The organism is Exiguobacterium profundum (assembly GCF_042652865.1).
GTDB lineage: Bacteria > Bacillota > Bacilli > Exiguobacteriales > Exiguobacteriaceae > Exiguobacterium > Exiguobacterium profundum.
The window spans coordinates 225,997-240,741 of record NZ_JBHSHG010000001.1; the positions used below are offsets into that span (position 1 = coordinate 225,997).

Genomic DNA, 14,745 nt, shown 5'->3' on the forward strand with positions numbered 1-14,745 from the left:
AGTGATGGCGATATTTCAGTATGAAGGAAAGCTCCTGAACGGGAAGCGTAAGAAAGGTCGCGTCACGGCCGTCTCGCTTCGGGAAGCGAAAGAAAAGTTGCGTCAAGAATCTATTCTCGTAACGGACTTGGCCGAGCTCGAATCGACTGGACTGAACAAAGAGGTCAACTTGCTGCCAGAACGAGTCAAAATCGAACACTTGATCATGTACGTCCGTCAGTTCGCGACGCTCATCCGGGCGGGTGTCCCGATTGTTCGTGCGACTTCAATCTTACGGGTACAGACCGAGTCGAACGTATTGAAGAAAGCACTGAGTCAAATCGAGGATGATTTGAAGGAAGGGATTGCCTATTCCGAGGCGATCAAAAAGCACCCACGAGTCTTTTCGAACTTCTTTAGTTCGATGGCACTTGCCGGGGAGACGAGCGGGAACTTGGAGGAGGCGCTCGATCAAATCGGGCTCCAACTTCAAAAACAATATGATGTGAAGCGGAAGGTCATTTCTGCCCTCACGTATCCGTTTGTCGTCTCCATCGTCGCCATTGGCGTTGTCGCCTTTTTAATGGTGAACGTCGTCCCGACGTTTGCGAGCATCTTTGGTCAACTCGGCGGTGAGCTTCCGCTCATCACGCGCATTGTCGTCGCGGTCTCCGATTTCATCGCGACCTTCTGGTGGTTGTTACTCGGACTCGCGATTCTTGGAGTTCTCACCTTCACCTGGATGTTGAAGCGGGACCGGGAACGATTCGTCATCGATGGCTTGCTATTGAAGATGCCGATTTTTGGAACGATTGTGATGAAGTCTCAGATTGCATTGCTAACGCGAAGTTTAGCGGTCCTTCTACAAGCGGCCGTCCCGATTTTGACGGCGATTGAAATCACCGAACGTATCGTATCGAACCGCGTCATCCGGAAAGGACTGACGGAGGCACGTGACATGATGGCGCAAGGGGTTCCGCTTCACGAGCCGCTCATGCGAAATGCGAACTTCCCGGCACTCATGACTCAGATGATCGCCGTCGGGGAAGAGAGCGGTGATTTGGATTCGATGTTGAACGAAGTCGCTGAGTTTTATGAGACGGAGGTCGAGACGACAACCGACCGCTTGAAGTCGATTATCGAGCCACTTCTCATCGTCGTATTGGCAAGTGTCGTCGGGGTCATCGTCATCTCGATCGTCGTCCCGATGTTCCAAATCTATGGTGATATTCAGAATCAGTAAAGCAATATGCAAGCTTTTGAAAATATACCTTTTCAATACTATATTTAGAAGGTATAGTAAAATTGTTCTACTTCTATATTAGGTCTAAAGTAATTTATCTAGTTTACACACAGCACATTACGTAAAAGGGGAGAATGAATTATGGTAGAGAAGTTGAAAATGATTTGGCAAGATGCCAAACAGTTAAAAGATGAGCGTGGGCTCACACTCGTCGAGTTACTCGTCGTCGTCGTTATTTTAGGAATTATCGCAGCCATCGCAGTCGTTGCGATTGGTGGGATCATCGAAAACTCGAAGAAAGATGCAATGGTCGCCGATGCGAAACAAATGGTTAGTGCGGCGAAGTTGTATGTTGCTTCGAATGAAGTAGGCAACGGAGCGGTGATTCGATTCGTCGGAACAACAGGAACTGGTGAACTCGACGCTAAAAATATGATTGATACAATGAAAGATCCGTTCGGTTCGAACTACAATAACGGGGTTGTATATGTCACAAAAGGGTCAGACAATAAGTATACGTATAAAGTATGGCTTGATGGAGCCAAAGATATCGGAACTGCAGCTACGGATGCAGGCACGGTTGCAAGTAGTGGATTGAAGAAAGACTCAGTTAACTAATATTTGCTTATGCCGGCTGGCGCTGGGCACTCGCTCAGCCTAGCCGGTTTTCTATTTTTGGCATATACTGACAAAAGGAGGGTCCTTCCTTGATTGAATCGATTGGATTCCTATATAGCATCGTCCTCGGGGCGGTCATCACATCGTTCACCAACGTCGTCGGGCTCCGCGTGCCACGTCAGCAATCGATTGTGACGCCGCGGTCACATTGTCCGTCTTGCGGTCACGAATTGTCACCGTGGGAACTCATCCCGATTTTCGGCTATCTCGCCTTAAGAGGCAGATGTCACGGGTGTGGCGAGCGGATCGCGCCGACGTATCCGATCTTTGAATTACTTGGAGCCATTGGATATGGCTATAGCTTTTCACTCTACGGATTTAGTGTGACGACGCTTCTCGCGTTCGCTTTCTTGTCGACCTTACTCGCTTTGGCGATGTCTGATTTATCGACGATGCTCGTGCCGAATGTCATCTTGCAATTCACGGCACCGGTATTACTCCTCCTCACCTATCTGACAGGGGCATCTTGGTGGACGCCACTTGTGGGGGCGTTGCTCGGATTTTCGCTCCTAGCGACCGTCTTTTTCGTGTCAAAAGGGGGACTTGGGGCAGGGGACGTCAAATTGTTTACTATGATTGGTCTTGTGCTCGGTCCGCGTGACGTGCTCGTTGCCTTGTTTCTATCGAGTTTGATTGGGGCAATTGTCGGGATCGGGTTGATGATCACAAAAAAAATCGGGCGAAAGCAACCGATTCCGTTTGTCCCGTCGATTGCGCTCGGGACGATGTTGACGTTTTGGTTTAGTGAAAGTTTTTTTGATTGGTATTTTGAGTTGATGTAGGGGGAAACGATCATGAGTCGTGGGATAGAGAAAGGGACGGTCACGTATTTTTCGTTTGATGCGCTCAGCATCCACGGGGCCGTCATCAAACAAGGGGTGTTCAAACGAAGCGCCTCGGTTCAGTTAGCAAAAGATGCGTATGGAGAAGGGAAGATTCTCGATGAGACGGCGTTCAGTCTCGCTTTCGATGAACTCTGTCGCAAGTTGAAAGTGCGACGCGGGATGACGTGTGCGGTGGCATTGGACGAGACCGAAGTGTTGTCACGGAAAGTCGAGATTCCTTCTTCGATTCCGAAGGACGAGATTCGTGGCTATCTCTTCATGGAAATCGGGAGTTCGATTATCTTGCCGTTCGATGACGTGTCGTTCGACTACGAAGTGTTAGGAGAAGACGGGGTCAAGACGGACGTTATGTTGCATGCCGTTTCGATTGAATTGACGAAGTCGCTCCGTGCGTACATGAAAAAGCGTGGTCTAGCGTTGAAGAAGATCACGCCACGTTCTGTCGCGGTCGCCAATGGGGTCATACGTTTATCGGAGATTGATCCGCTTCAATCGACATTACTCTGGCATATCACGCCGTTTTCACATCAATTGCTCGTCCTTGAGGAAGGGCAGATCCGTTTCATCCGCTCGATTGAACTGGACCTCCCGTACCAAGTCGGGACGAAAGATGGTGTCGTGACCTATACATATGATGGGACCGGTGAGATGAAGGCTAATCAGTTGGATGACTGGTTGAACGAACTCGCTCGCTTCCTCGATTTCTATCGTTACTCGCTGCGGACGGATGGTCGGGCCATCGATGAGTTATACGTCTCGGGAACTGTTCCGGAAGTCGATGATCTCGTCCGTATGATTCAGGCTGAGTCCCTCGTCTCGGTGACGCGTGTCGAGCAACCGCTCGCCATCGCTCACGGGACACCTCTATCGCATCAAATGTTGCCACTCCTTGGGATGGCGACGCTTCAGCGCGATCGTGACACGAACTTCATCAATTCGACGGACGTGACACTCCGTTGGCCGATCGTGACAGGTCTCGTCGCCCTTCTTCTCGGAGGAGGGGCGGCCGGATACTTGTACTATGAGGTCGACCAACTAAAAGCAGAACAGACGCGAATCGAAGAAGAGTTACAGCTCGTTCAAATTTACCAAACCGAACAAGTGAATTCGAAAGCGCAACAAGTGCTCTCGCTCGACCAAACCGTGACGGCGTTGACCGACATGGAAAAGGATGCGGTCCCAGCACTGCGCGCGTTGACTGAGCAGTTGCCGCCTACTGGCTACGTCTTGACGTATAACTACGCGGATGGCTCCATCATGAGCGTCCGAACTCAATTCGAGACGTTAGAAGACTTGAACGCATTCCAGCGCTCGCTCATGACCGATGAGCGGTTCCTCGACGTCAAACTCCTCGGTGTGACGACGGAGTTGAAAGCGGATGTGGATGCAGAAGAAGAGGAAAACTCATTAGAAGAAGATCCGCTTCCACGCTATATCGGAGAGTTTACGTTCATGTTCCAAGACGTGGAAGACGAGTTGACAGAGGAAGAGGACACGGATGAGGAGGTGGTGAGTCAATGAAACGTTCGACAATCTACGCGTTATTTGCGATTTGCCTCCTTGCCGCAATCATCGCACCGGCTTACTTTGGCTATACGTATTACGTCAAACAAGGAGAGGTCGAAGCGCTTGAACGCGACCTCTCGCTCGAACAAACAAAACTGGAGTTATTGCGCCAAGAAGGAAAAGCCGTTGATGTAGCGGACTCTCAGACGCTTCAGACACGGGTTCCAACAGTTCCTGCCCTCGACACGGTCGTTGAGGCGTTGTCGCAGGCAAGTCTTCTTGCGGGTGTCAATGTGACAAGTATCGCATTTGCGGATGGCGTTGTGGCTGAGTCAGAAGTGCCGGAAACGGTCGAGCCGTTCAATCCGGCTGATGTGAGTGCGACGAATGAACCGGCTGAACCAACGGACGTTGCACCTGTCAACGCTTCGACGGTCCGTTCAACGGTCAACTTGCAAGCAGAGACGTATGAAGCGCTCGTCTCCTTCTTGGAGTCGATCGAGTCGATGAATCGGATTCACGTGTTACGGACGGTTCAATTTACCGGACCTGCCGAGACGGGACCGAATACGGTCGAAGAAGTGCAGTCGCTCGAGTTTACAGTCGAGCTTGATGCCTTCTATCGTCCGGACCTCGACCAACTCGTTCCAGACCGATACATTCCGGAACCGGCGTTTGAGCAAAAGGATATCCCGGTATACGACTATACGACACCATAAGTCGGCACGTCCCTTCGCAATTGAAGGGGCGTGTTTTTCGTCGCGGGTAATTGTGTTTAGGAGGCACGTTGCCTACAATCAACAGTGAAGACCGAAACGGGAAGGAACGCCGTTTTGGAAGAAGAGAAGGAGTCGATACAATGAATTCAACACAGAAGCGTGTCATTCTCGCCTCGATGTCACCGCGACGTACCGAGCTATTGACGAAAGCAGGAATCAAACATGAGGTCATCCCATCTACCGTGACGGAAGGGACGGACGGTCGGGAGACACCGAGTGATTACGTCGCTCGTCTGGCCCGGGAGAAAGCGATGGACGTGGCAAGGCATCACCGTGATGCTATCGTCATCGGCGCGGACACGGTCGTCGTCTTGAACGGCATCATTTTAGAGAAACCGACAGACCGGGAGGATGCGAAACGGATGCTTGAACGATTATCCGGTTCGACCCATGAAGTGCTGACGGGTGTGAGCATCATCGGTAAGTCCCAAGATTTGTTCGTCACGACGACGCGTGTGACGTTCGCTGAGATTCCTGAAACCTGGCTAGCGGATTATTTGGATTCGACAGAGCCCTACGATAAGGCGGGTGCGTATGGGATTCAAGGATCGGGTGGTCTCTTCGTCGAAGGAATCGAAGGGGATTTTTATAATGTCGTTGGATTGCCGATCCATCCGCTCGTCAAGACGCTCGACCGGCATGGGGTGACGCCTCGCTTCCTGTGAACTTGAAAGTAGGTGAAGGAATGACCATGGTGCTTGACCGTAGTGTAGAGACCGCCATCGCCAGATTGCTTCAAATCGGAGGACGGGGACCGGACCCGATGGAGACGGCTCGTCGTATCTCGGACGTCTACCCGACGTTACGGGCGCTGTCACAAGCGTCCGTTCACGATTTATGTAAAATCGAAGGGATGACGAAGAAGAAGGCGGAGCAACTCCTCGCCGCGTTCACAATCGGGATTCGATACGTCGAGGAACCGAAAGCGAGTATGCCGACGATTCGTTCGCCGCAAGACGCCTATGAGTTGTTGCGGGATGAATTGAGACTGTTGAATCAGGAGCATTTCGTCTGTTTGTATTTGAATACGAAGAACCAACTGATCGCTCGGAAGACGCTTTTCGTCGGAGGGCTCAACTCCTCGATCGTGCACCCGCGCGATGTTTTTCGTGAGGCGCTCAAGCTGTCGGCGGCGTGCTTTATCGCCGTGCACAATCATCCGAGTGGGGACGCGACCCCGAGTCGGGAGGACATCGAGGTGTCCGAGCGATTGGTCGAAGTAGGCAATATCGTCGGCATCGCTTGTCTCGACCACGTCATCATCGGGGAAGACCATTACGTCAGCATGAAGCAGCGGGGATATATGAATGGGTAAGGAGTAGAGAGCAGGCATCGTGATGTCTGCTTTTTTGTGTTTACGAGAGAACTGGTACCTCATTAAATTTTGGATATAGTTGGAAAATGATAAGTGGAGATGTAAAATTCGAAGAGAGCAGAAATGATTATGAATTACTTTGCGCACGGGAGGTGTCTAATTTGTCGCGTATTACGATATGGAATGTGATCGGATGGGGGTTTCTTCTTTTCTTAGCAGTCAGTAAATCCTTTTTTAGTGAGCAATTGTCTTTGATCACGACTGGTCTGGGCGGATTGATTTGTTTGATGTTGAGTTTGTGGATGATCTATTCCGGAGAAGAAGGATCATCACAACATCCGAATGAAAGGTCTGAATGAACAGCGCTATTTAAACTGTCATTTGGCTAAAGAGTAGATGATGAATCAAAGCGGTGTACGCATATGAATGTACTGTCGGAAAACGAATTAAAAGAAGCCCTTCAGATGATGAAAGATGGGGATTTGACGTATTACGAAAAAAACAAAGAAGCCATTCTCACCAGCATGGTTCAGCATATCGGGTCACCGGACGGCGAACTCCGTGATCGACTCATATACACGATGTTCTTTCGCCTCATCATCGAACAAAAAGACATCGATTTCGACAAGATGAGTGAACTCCTTGAGACGTCCTTGCATGCTCTTTTGTTTCATAGAATTGAGGAAACGCAGTCGGACGCTGTCTTCACGAGAGCTTTCACGACTCTATTGATGGCTTTGATTCTGCATCGAGACGTTGAAGAGGACTTTTTGACAGAAGACCAATTCCGGAAGGCAGCAGAAGGTTTGATTCGATATCTTCAGCTCGAGAGAGATACAAGAGGTTATGTGAATGGCAAGGGATGGGCCCATTCGATTGCCCACGCGGCAGATGCGGTGGACGAACTGATCGCAAATCCGAAACTGGATCCAGCGTCATTTCCGGAACTCTTCCACGTCATTATCAATCAATTCATGCGTTCTGAGGTATTGGCGCATGATGAAGACGAACGTCTCATCAATCCGCTCCTACGTTTACTCGAACGAGGGATGGATTCTGAAGTCATTCATCGCCATGTAGAGCAGCTTCCACATCACTTAGAAGAATGCAAGCAACATCTTGATGAGGAAAAATATTGGTACGTCGTCCATAATGTGAAAACATTCTTGAAGAGTCTGTATGTCCGTTTAAACGAAGAGCAGCGGCATGACCTGATCCAACAATCTATTCTCGTCACACTGAAAAAGTTGTGATGTGATCAATTAAAGTAGTTTTCTCTAATCGAATCAAGATGTTGATTAGAAAACAAATGAGGTGTTTTTATGGAAAAAATAATTTGGATACTGATGGTCGGATTATCGCTTTTTGTGAGTTACATACATCTAGAACCAACCATCTTCTCGATCGTTGTGTTCATCCTGTTTTTATTTGTGAGCACAGCGCTATTTATGAGGTTCGATCAGGACCACTGGCTCGACCGCGTCTCGCCGCTCGTCGGTGTTGGCGTAGGAGTTCTATCGCTCATCGCTTATCTCAGTATGATCGTGCTCTCTTTCAATGAACTCAATCAACTCGGCATCTGGACGGTACTCGTCCGCCTCCTGCTCATGTACATTGGAATCTACCTTTTCGTCGTGACGACATCGAGCTTTTTGGCAGGAGCGACCCGACTCAAGCCATCCTGCTTCTTTCGGCCGGTGTTGATTTTCTCGGTATTCTTTTACGGAGCGATGTTACTGCTTCCGCTCCAACCGGGATTGTAACCGTTCTCTCCTTAGGCAGACGCTCACTTACGTCTGCTTTTTTGATTTGCCTTTTTGCCGAAAAGAAGGCAAACTAATAGACGGTGAGACAGGACTGAGATGCGGTTATTGTAAATAACCTGTAATCGAATGAACGTTTTCAAACATGATTTTTCCGTTATAATAAAAAATAGTGTAATGAAGAGAGGAGCAACACCTATGTTTCGTAGTTTTAACCGAGAAATCGGAATCGACCTTGGAACGGCTAACACGCTCGTTTATGTAAAGGGTCAAGGAATTGTTGTTCGTGAACCGTCCGTCGTGGCGTTCCGCACAGATACAGGTAGAATTGAGGCCGTTGGTAACCAGGCCAAAGATATGATTGGACGTACTCCGGGGAACGTCTCTGCACGTCGTCCGATGAAAGACGGCGTCATCGCTGACTTCGAAACGACAGCGACGATGATCAAATACTTCATGGAGCAAGCTCAAAAATCAAAAGGCGGTTTGTTCTCATCGAAGACGAACGTCATGATTTGTGTCCCAAGCGGTATCACGTCTGTTGAAAAACGTGCCGTGGAAGACGCTGCGAAACAAGCAGGCGCTCGTGAAGCATACACAATCGAAGAACCGTTCGCGGCAGCAATCGGTGCAGGTCTCCCAGTTTGGGAACCGACTGGCTCGATGGTCGTCGATATCGGTGGCGGTACGACCGAAGTCGCAGTGATCTCACTCGGCGGCATCGTGACAAGCCAATCGATTCGTGTCGGTGGTGACGAAATGGATGATGCCATTATTCGTTACATCAAGAACAAGTACAACCTCATGATCGGGGAGCGTACATCTGAGACGCTCAAAATGGAAGTCGGTTCGGCGCGCATCGATGCATCGAACGAAGCGGAGAAGATGGAAATCCGTGGTCGCGATCTCGTAACAGGACTTCCAAAACAAATCGAAGTCACGTCTGCAGAAGTATGTGAAGCTCTTTCTGATACAGTCGAAGCGATTTTAGCAGGGGTCAAACAAACGCTTGAGCAAACTCCTCCAGAACTTGCGGCTGACGTTATGGACCGCGGAATCGTCTTGACTGGCGGCGGCGCCCTCCTCAAAAACTTGGACGACGTGATCTCAGACGAGACACACATCCCGACACTCGTTGCGGATGAGCCACTCGACTGCGTAGCGGTCGGGACTGGAAAATCTCTTGAAATGATGGACGTCCTCCGTTCGAAATCAGGCATCTCGTCACGTCGATGAGAGGTGAGACACGATGAGCCGATTCGTACGTAATAAAAAGCTCATCATCACGCTAATTGTACTGATCTTGTTTTTCGTCATTTTAGGTGTTTCGATTCGAGGACGATCGGAATCAGCCTGGTACCAAGATGTCACGCGTGATGTGGTCGGCACGTTCCAGCGAGTGTTCGCGGTACCAATCGGGTGGATGGACTCAACGGTCTCGTCCATCTCAGATGTCCGCGATATCTACGAAGAGAACCGCCAGCTGAAAGAACATTTGGCGAAGTACGCCGAGGTATCGGTTGAAGCGGATGATTTGCGCCGTGAGAATGAGGAGCTTCGAAAGATGGTCGAAGCAAGAGACGAGTCGTTACGTGACTTCGACCTCATTCCGGCGGAGGTCATCGGTCGGACACCGAACGATTGGCAACGCTACGTCACCATCAACGTCGGTTCAGAACGCGGCGTTGAAAAGGGCATGGCCGTGACCGCAGCGAGCGGGATGGTCGGTCGTGTCATTCAGACGAGTGCTTATACGTCGCAAGTTCAACTGCTCAGCGACAACAACCGGACGAACAACGTCTCGGCTGTGGTCAAAGATGCGGACGGCAAACCGACGTATGGGACGGTAGACGGATTCGACACGGAGACGAATGAATTGTTCTTCACGAAAGTATCGAATAGCGTCAAGCTGAAAGAAGGAGAAATCGTATCGACGTCCGGACTCGGTGGACGTTATCCGGCTGGACTCGTCATCGGTACGATCGAATCGATCGAGACGGATGAATATGGCGTCTCACAAGTCGCCCGGATTAAACCGGAGGCCGACTTCAATGAGTTCTCACAAATGTACGTGATTGATCGGACACTAGACGAACCGTTTTTAACGGGTCCCGAGGAAGGAGGAGCAGCGGGTGAGTAACATGAAAGTGTTCATCGCCCTGTTCCTCCTTTTTCTTATTGAAGGAACATGGGCATCGATTTTTTCTTGGCACTACGCCACGCCGTTTCTTTTGTTGACGCTGATCGGGTTGATGTTTGTCAGTCTGTACGGTCGATGGGAGACGGCACTCGGGTTTGGGCTTGTCTTCGGACTGCTGTATGATATCGTCTACACCGACCTGATTGGAATCTATGTATTTACTTTTTCACTCATTCCTCTCTTAGCCAGCTTCGTGTTAAAATATATAGGTGAGAACTTCTTCTCCGTCACCATTACGTTCACGTTTATGATTCTCGTTTTCACCTTTGCGATTTACGGGATCATGGCGGCGATTGGTGGGACGTTGATGACGATTCAAACACTATTGGTTGAACAGATTCCAGGGACGATGCTCGTCAATGCCATCGCCATCGTGATTCTTTATTATCCGATGACGCGTTATGTGACGACACGCCCTGTTGCGAAAAGAGGGTAGCCATGATGGAGCGTAAACGACACATTACGATTAAAGGACATCGCAACGGCATTGCCATTCACTTCAATCCGAAGAGTGGCATCGACGAGGTGCTTACGGACTTAGAAGCGACATTACAAGAAATGGAGCCGCCGTCCGGAAAGATTGCCCTGAAGTTGCACGCGGGTACTCGTTATATTGACGAGGAGCTGTCACGTCAAATTCGTGAGGTCGTCGCTCGTCATGGCGTTTTTTATATTGAAGACTTGTCGAGCGATGTCATGTTGACAGAAGAAGCGAAAGCGACGTACGGCAGAAAGACATTCCACTATCACAGCGGGACGATTCGGAGTGGGCAAGTCTTGACGTTTGACGGTTCTGTGCTCGTGATCGGGGATATCAATCCTGGGTCAGAGGTCCGGGCGACAGGAAGTATTTATTGTTTAGGGACGATACGAGGAAATGTACGCGCCGGTGTCGAAGGATGGGAAGAAGCGGTCATCACCGCGAGCCTGCTCCATCCGAAGTTTTTAGCAATCGGCGAACATGTACTCACAGCCGATGACGGGGAAGAACTTCCTGAGATTGAGATGGGTTGTGCGTATCAGACGAGTGATGGGATTGAGATGACACGTCTCCGCCACGTCATGACAGGTCTGAAAGACGCATATGCAATGGAATTACAGAGAGGGTGAGTGGAATGGAGCAAGTAGTGGAGCCTGTACATACAGAAAAAGAAGTTAAAAACGGCAGAGCCATCGTCGTGACATCAGGAAAAGGGGGCGTCGGCAAGACAACGACGACCGCCAACATCGGGACGGGGCTCGCCTTGTCTGGACACTCGGTCTGTCTCGTCGATACAGATATCGGATTGCGTAACCTCGATATCATTCTCGGTCTCGACAACCGGAGCATTTATAACCTTGTCGATGTCATCACGGGTCAATGTAAGTTGAATCAGGCGCTCGTCCGCGACAAACGCTTCGAGGAGATGTATTTACTCCCGGCCGCACAGTCGAAAGACAAGACGTCAGTGAATCCTGAACAAGTGAAAGAAATCGTTGACCAGTTGAAGACGGAATATGATTTCGTCTTGATTGACTGTCCTGCTGGAATCGAGCAAGGGTTCATGAACGCGATTGCCGGTGCGGATGAGGCGATCGTCGTCACGACACCTGAAAAGGCGGCGGTTCAAGATGCAGACCGAATCATCGGGATGCTCGAGCAAGCGGAACATATCGATGCGCCGAAACTGATAGTCAACCGAGTCAAGAACCATCTCGTCGAATCGGGCGACATGCTCGACATCGATGACATCATGCGCATCCTGTCGATTGACTTACTCGGTGTCGTCATCGACGATGAGGAAGTCATCGCAGCCGCGAACCGCGGTGTCCCGGTCACGATGAATCCGGATAACTATGCCGGACAGGCTTACCGGAACATAACGCGCCGTATTCTTGGCGAATCGGTCCCGCTCATGTCGATTCAGACGGAGACGGCACCGGTCGGCTTCTGGGCACGACTCATGATGAAATTTGGAATGAAAAAAGCGTAAAGGCAACGGAAGTTGCCTTTTTCTGTCGAAAGGAGTGATGCAGATGAAGCTAATCTACGAACGAACACCTTCCATCGAACGGGCGATGCTCGTGGACGGCGAACGATTACTCGAAGTCGAGGAACGGTTTGTCGACCAACTGTCTGTCGGGACCATCGTCGAAGCCGCAATTGAAAGGATCCACCCGTCACTCGGGGCAGCCTTTTTGACGGATGGGGAGACGACATACTTTCTCCCGATCGCAGAGACGCTCCGTGCGCTCGCCTCGTATCCGGAAGTGCCCGCCATCGGGCAAGCGGCAGTCGTCGGAGAAAAGCGACTCGTCCAAGTGACAAAAGAAGGAATCAACGGCAAGCATCATAAAGTGACAGAGAACATTCGATTCGGTGGGCGATATCTTGTGTATTTCCCATTTGGACGTCGGCAACTTTTCAGCCGGAAACTCGACCTCGTCACGCAGGACCGCCTCTCAAAGGCGCTCGACTTAAAGGAAGAGGAAGGGGTCTTATTTCGGACGGAAGCCGGACAAGTGGCCCCGGAAGCGTTACAGGAAGAACTGAATCGATTGCGTAACCGTTCGACCATAGTGATCGAGCAACGGTTCGGGCAAGACGAGCTACTATGCGAACAATTCGTGAGACGTCATGCAGTCGAGTCCGTGCTGTTGAATGACAAAGAAGGGCAAACGCGACTCGAACGATTGGATGTCCCGGTGAAACGTCATATCGGAAAAGGGCGGATGCCTGAAGCGAAACGTCTCGATGGAGCCATCGAGAAACTTGAGAGTCGTGCCGTCTGGTTGGATGGTGGGGCGTTCGTCTTGATCGAACAAGTCGAGACGATGACCGTCATCGACGTGAACAGTGGCAAAAATGTCGCCGTCAAAGATAAGGGGCGTGCGGCCGATACCATCAATGAAGCCGCGCTCTATTCAATCATGGAGCAGTTGCGCCTGCGAAATATCGGCGGCATGGTCATCATCGATTTCTTACGAGGTTCAAAGGAAGGGCAGACCCGTCTCCTTAAAAAGATGAAAGAACTCGGGGCGCGTGACCCACGACGTGTCGAAGTGTACGGCTTCACACGGATGGGGCTGTTCGAGCTGTCGCGAGAACGGACCGGTCGCTCGATTCAAGACCGGATGTTTCATGCCGGCAAGCCTTCAAAATTGGCCATCTTCTCACAGTTTGAACGGTCGCTCCTTGATTTGAATGATCAATACGAAGCGGTCGTGCTCGCACTCCCTAAGAAGTGGCATGACGCTTCTTGGCACGGATTTGACATCGAGGTGCACCTCGTCGAAGGGGAGCCGGAGTTCGTCTTTTATGGGACGTCCGAAGAATGTCAGAATTTCTTATCTCGTCGTTGACAATGATTAATTGAGAATGGTATTATCTATAACGTTAGTTCGTTTGGAAGCACCCAAATGGCTACAACCGCACAGAACGGGTTTTTAAAGGTTTTTGCCCTGCCCAGGATGGCGAGTCTGAGTTTAACAAGGAGGTGCACGTATATGTACGCAATCATCAAAACAGGTGGTAAGCAAATCAAAGTTGAAGCAGGTCAAGAGATCTACATCGAAAAACTCGATGCTGATGTCGAAGGTACTGTAGAATTCGGTGAGGTTCTTTTCGTTGGTGGTGACGATGTTAAAGTCGGCGCTCCACTCGTAGAAGGCGCTAAAGTTGTCGGTACTGTGGTAAAACACGGCCGCGCTAAGAAAATCACTGTCTTCAAAATGAAAGCTAAGAAAAACTACCGTCGTAAGCAAGGTCACCGTCAGCCTTACACGAAAGTTCGCATCGAGAAAATCGAAGCGTAAGCTATGATTCGGGTCAAGGTAAGACGAGACGAGGCGAAGTCGATTCGCTCCGTCGAAGTGACTGGTCATGCCAATTTTGCAGAACCTGGTTCTGACTTGGTGTGCGCCGGTGTTTCAGCCATCATCTTTGGTGCCTATAACGCCGTCGAAACGCTTGCAGGTCAATCGCTTCTTGTAGAAATGGCAGATCAAACAGAGGGTGGTTACTTTTATGTCGAGACGTATCCTGACTTATCACCGCAGGATATGGAACGCACCCAACTGTTATTAGAAGGGATGCTCGTGCAGTTAGACACGGTCGCCCAAAGCTACGGTGAATATATCCAAATTGAACAATAGGAGGTGGACCTCATGTTACAATTGAACCTTCAGTTCTTCGCTTCGAAAAAGGGAGTTGGTTCGACTAAAAACGGTCGTGACTCAATTTCGAAACGTCTCGGTGCAAAACGCGCTGACGGACAAACAGTTTCAGCTGGATCAATCCTTTACCGCCAACGCGGTACAAAGATTCACCCAGGTGAAAACGTTGGCCGTGGTGGCGACGACACTTTGTTTGCGAAAGTTGACGGCGTAGTACGCTATGAGCGTCTTGGTCGCGACAAGAAACAAGTGAGCGTTTACCCAGTCGCGTAAGTTGAACGA

The 14,745-nt window shown here is 50.1% G+C and carries 18 protein-coding genes and 1 other annotated feature; all 18 genes read left to right on the top strand.

Annotation, left to right across the window (positions count from 1 at the left end; genetic code table 11):
• Positions 1-4: 4 nt before the first annotated feature.
• On the top strand, positions 5-1,222 hold the full coding sequence (locus ACFO4U_RS01165) for a type II secretion system F family protein (RefSeq protein WP_215244107.1): 1,218 nt from the start codon (positions 5-7) through the stop codon (positions 1,220-1,222).
• Positions 1,223-1,363: 141 nt separating this feature from the next.
• Positions 1,364-1,840 (top strand): prepilin-type N-terminal cleavage/methylation domain-containing protein, encoded by a 477-nt coding sequence (locus ACFO4U_RS01170; RefSeq protein WP_196430429.1) that lies wholly within the window; start codon positions 1,364-1,366, stop codon positions 1,838-1,840.
• An 89-nt stretch (positions 1,841-1,929) separates the two neighbouring features.
• Positions 1,930-2,682 carry a prepilin peptidase gene (locus ACFO4U_RS01175; protein ID WP_159561981.1) on the top strand — a complete coding sequence of 251 codons (753 nt, stop codon included), beginning with the start codon at positions 1,930-1,932 and terminating at the stop codon, positions 2,680-2,682.
• Between the two features lie 12 nt (positions 2,683-2,694).
• Positions 2,695-4,266: a pilus assembly protein PilM gene (gene pilM, locus ACFO4U_RS01180; RefSeq protein WP_159561982.1), complete on the top strand. Its 1,572-nt coding sequence runs from the start codon at positions 2,695-2,697 to the stop codon at positions 4,264-4,266.
• Positions 4,263-4,970 carry a hypothetical protein gene (locus tag ACFO4U_RS01185; protein WP_074037502.1) on the top strand — a complete coding sequence of 236 codons (708 nt, stop codon included), beginning with the start codon at positions 4,263-4,265 and terminating at the stop codon, positions 4,968-4,970. The genes pilM and ACFO4U_RS01185 overlap by 4 nt, the downstream gene beginning before the upstream one ends.
• A 140-nt stretch (positions 4,971-5,110) precedes the next feature.
• A complete protein-coding gene (locus ACFO4U_RS01190; protein WP_078146555.1) occupies positions 5,111-5,695 on the top strand; it encodes a Maf family protein in 585 nt (194 codons plus the stop codon).
• Positions 5,696-5,715: 20 nt separating this feature from the next.
• Entirely contained in the window at positions 5,716-6,345 is a 630-nt protein-coding gene (gene radC / locus ACFO4U_RS01195) for a RadC family protein (protein ID WP_215244106.1), read from the top strand.
• 422 nt (positions 6,346-6,767) lie between these two features.
• Entirely contained in the window at positions 6,768-7,598 is an 831-nt protein-coding gene (locus ACFO4U_RS01200) for a DUF2785 domain-containing protein (RefSeq protein ID WP_215244105.1), read from the top strand.
• A 69-nt stretch (positions 7,599-7,667) separates the two neighbouring features.
• Positions 7,668-8,108 (top strand): hypothetical protein, encoded by a 441-nt coding sequence (locus ACFO4U_RS01205; RefSeq protein ID WP_215244104.1) that lies wholly within the window; start codon positions 7,668-7,670, stop codon positions 8,106-8,108.
• Between the two features lie 198 nt (positions 8,109-8,306).
• Positions 8,307-9,344, top strand: coding sequence for a rod shape-determining protein (locus ACFO4U_RS01210; RefSeq protein WP_074037493.1), 1,038 nt, complete (start codon positions 8,307-8,309; stop codon positions 9,342-9,344).
• A 13-nt stretch (positions 9,345-9,357) separates the two neighbouring features.
• Positions 9,358-10,248 (top strand): rod shape-determining protein MreC, encoded by an 891-nt coding sequence (gene mreC, locus ACFO4U_RS01215; RefSeq protein ID WP_047795500.1) that lies wholly within the window; start codon positions 9,358-9,360, stop codon positions 10,246-10,248.
• 1 nt (position 10,249) lies between these two features.
• On the top strand, positions 10,250-10,744 hold the full coding sequence (mreD, locus tag ACFO4U_RS01220) for a rod shape-determining protein MreD (RefSeq protein WP_049759982.1): 495 nt from the start codon (positions 10,250-10,252) through the stop codon (positions 10,742-10,744).
• A gap of 5 nt (positions 10,745-10,749) precedes the next feature.
• Positions 10,750-11,418 (top strand): septum site-determining protein MinC, encoded by a 669-nt coding sequence (locus ACFO4U_RS01225; protein WP_240499796.1) that lies wholly within the window; start codon positions 10,750-10,752, stop codon positions 11,416-11,418.
• 5 nt (positions 11,419-11,423) lie between these two features.
• Entirely contained in the window at positions 11,424-12,281 is an 858-nt protein-coding gene (gene minD / locus ACFO4U_RS01230; RefSeq protein ID WP_015881151.1) for a septum site-determining protein MinD, read from the top strand.
• Between the two features lie 43 nt (positions 12,282-12,324).
• Positions 12,325-13,650: a ribonuclease E/G gene (locus tag ACFO4U_RS01235; protein WP_215244103.1), complete on the top strand. Its 1,326-nt coding sequence runs from the start codon at positions 12,325-12,327 to the stop codon at positions 13,648-13,650.
• A gap of 55 nt (positions 13,651-13,705) precedes the next feature.
• Positions 13,706-13,779, top strand: a sequence feature (ribosomal protein L21 leader region).
• 15 nt (positions 13,780-13,794) lie between these two features.
• A complete protein-coding gene (rplU, locus tag ACFO4U_RS01240) occupies positions 13,795-14,103 on the top strand; it encodes a 50S ribosomal protein L21 (RefSeq protein ID WP_015881153.1) in 309 nt (102 codons plus the stop codon).
• Between the two features lie 3 nt (positions 14,104-14,106).
• On the top strand, positions 14,107-14,442 hold the full coding sequence (locus ACFO4U_RS01245) for a ribosomal-processing cysteine protease Prp (RefSeq protein WP_215244102.1): 336 nt from the start codon (positions 14,107-14,109) through the stop codon (positions 14,440-14,442).
• A 12-nt stretch (positions 14,443-14,454) separates the two neighbouring features.
• Complete coding sequence (gene rpmA, locus ACFO4U_RS01250) at positions 14,455-14,736, top strand: 50S ribosomal protein L27 (protein WP_015881155.1); 282 nt, start codon at positions 14,455-14,457, stop codon at positions 14,734-14,736.
• Positions 14,737-14,745 lie beyond the last annotated feature (9 nt).

Excerpts from the sequence above, each read along its gene's own strand:
- ACFO4U_RS01165 (WP_215244107.1), top strand. The coding sequence starts at position 5 with ATGGCGATATTTCAGTATGAAGGAAAGCTCCTGAACGGGAAGCGTAAG.
- ACFO4U_RS01170 (WP_196430429.1), top strand. The coding sequence starts at position 1,364 with ATGGTAGAGAAGTTGAAAATGATTTGGCAAGATGCCAAACAGTTAAAA.
- pilM (WP_159561982.1), top strand. The coding sequence starts at position 2,695 with ATGAGTCGTGGGATAGAGAAAGGGACGGTCACGTATTTTTCGTTTGAT.
- ACFO4U_RS01185 (WP_074037502.1), top strand. The coding sequence starts at position 4,263 with ATGAAACGTTCGACAATCTACGCGTTATTTGCGATTTGCCTCCTTGCC.
- ACFO4U_RS01190 (WP_078146555.1), top strand. The coding sequence starts at position 5,111 with ATGAATTCAACACAGAAGCGTGTCATTCTCGCCTCGATGTCACCGCGA.
- radC (WP_215244106.1), top strand. The coding sequence starts at position 5,716 with ATGACCATGGTGCTTGACCGTAGTGTAGAGACCGCCATCGCCAGATTG.
- ACFO4U_RS01200 (WP_215244105.1), top strand. The coding sequence starts at position 6,768 with ATGAATGTACTGTCGGAAAACGAATTAAAAGAAGCCCTTCAGATGATG.
- ACFO4U_RS01205 (WP_215244104.1), top strand. The coding sequence starts at position 7,668 with ATGGAAAAAATAATTTGGATACTGATGGTCGGATTATCGCTTTTTGTG.
- ACFO4U_RS01210 (WP_074037493.1), top strand. The coding sequence starts at position 8,307 with ATGTTTCGTAGTTTTAACCGAGAAATCGGAATCGACCTTGGAACGGCT.
- mreC (WP_047795500.1), top strand. The coding sequence starts at position 9,358 with ATGAGCCGATTCGTACGTAATAAAAAGCTCATCATCACGCTAATTGTA.
- mreD (WP_049759982.1), top strand. The coding sequence starts at position 10,250 with ATGAAAGTGTTCATCGCCCTGTTCCTCCTTTTTCTTATTGAAGGAACA.
- ACFO4U_RS01225 (WP_240499796.1), top strand. The coding sequence starts at position 10,750 with ATGGAGCGTAAACGACACATTACGATTAAAGGACATCGCAACGGCATT.
- minD (WP_015881151.1), top strand. The coding sequence starts at position 11,424 with ATGGAGCAAGTAGTGGAGCCTGTACATACAGAAAAAGAAGTTAAAAAC.
- ACFO4U_RS01235 (WP_215244103.1), top strand. The coding sequence starts at position 12,325 with ATGAAGCTAATCTACGAACGAACACCTTCCATCGAACGGGCGATGCTC.
- rplU (WP_015881153.1), top strand. The coding sequence starts at position 13,795 with ATGTACGCAATCATCAAAACAGGTGGTAAGCAAATCAAAGTTGAAGCA.
- ACFO4U_RS01245 (WP_215244102.1), top strand. The coding sequence starts at position 14,107 with ATGATTCGGGTCAAGGTAAGACGAGACGAGGCGAAGTCGATTCGCTCC.
- rpmA (WP_015881155.1), top strand. The coding sequence starts at position 14,455 with ATGTTACAATTGAACCTTCAGTTCTTCGCTTCGAAAAAGGGAGTTGGT.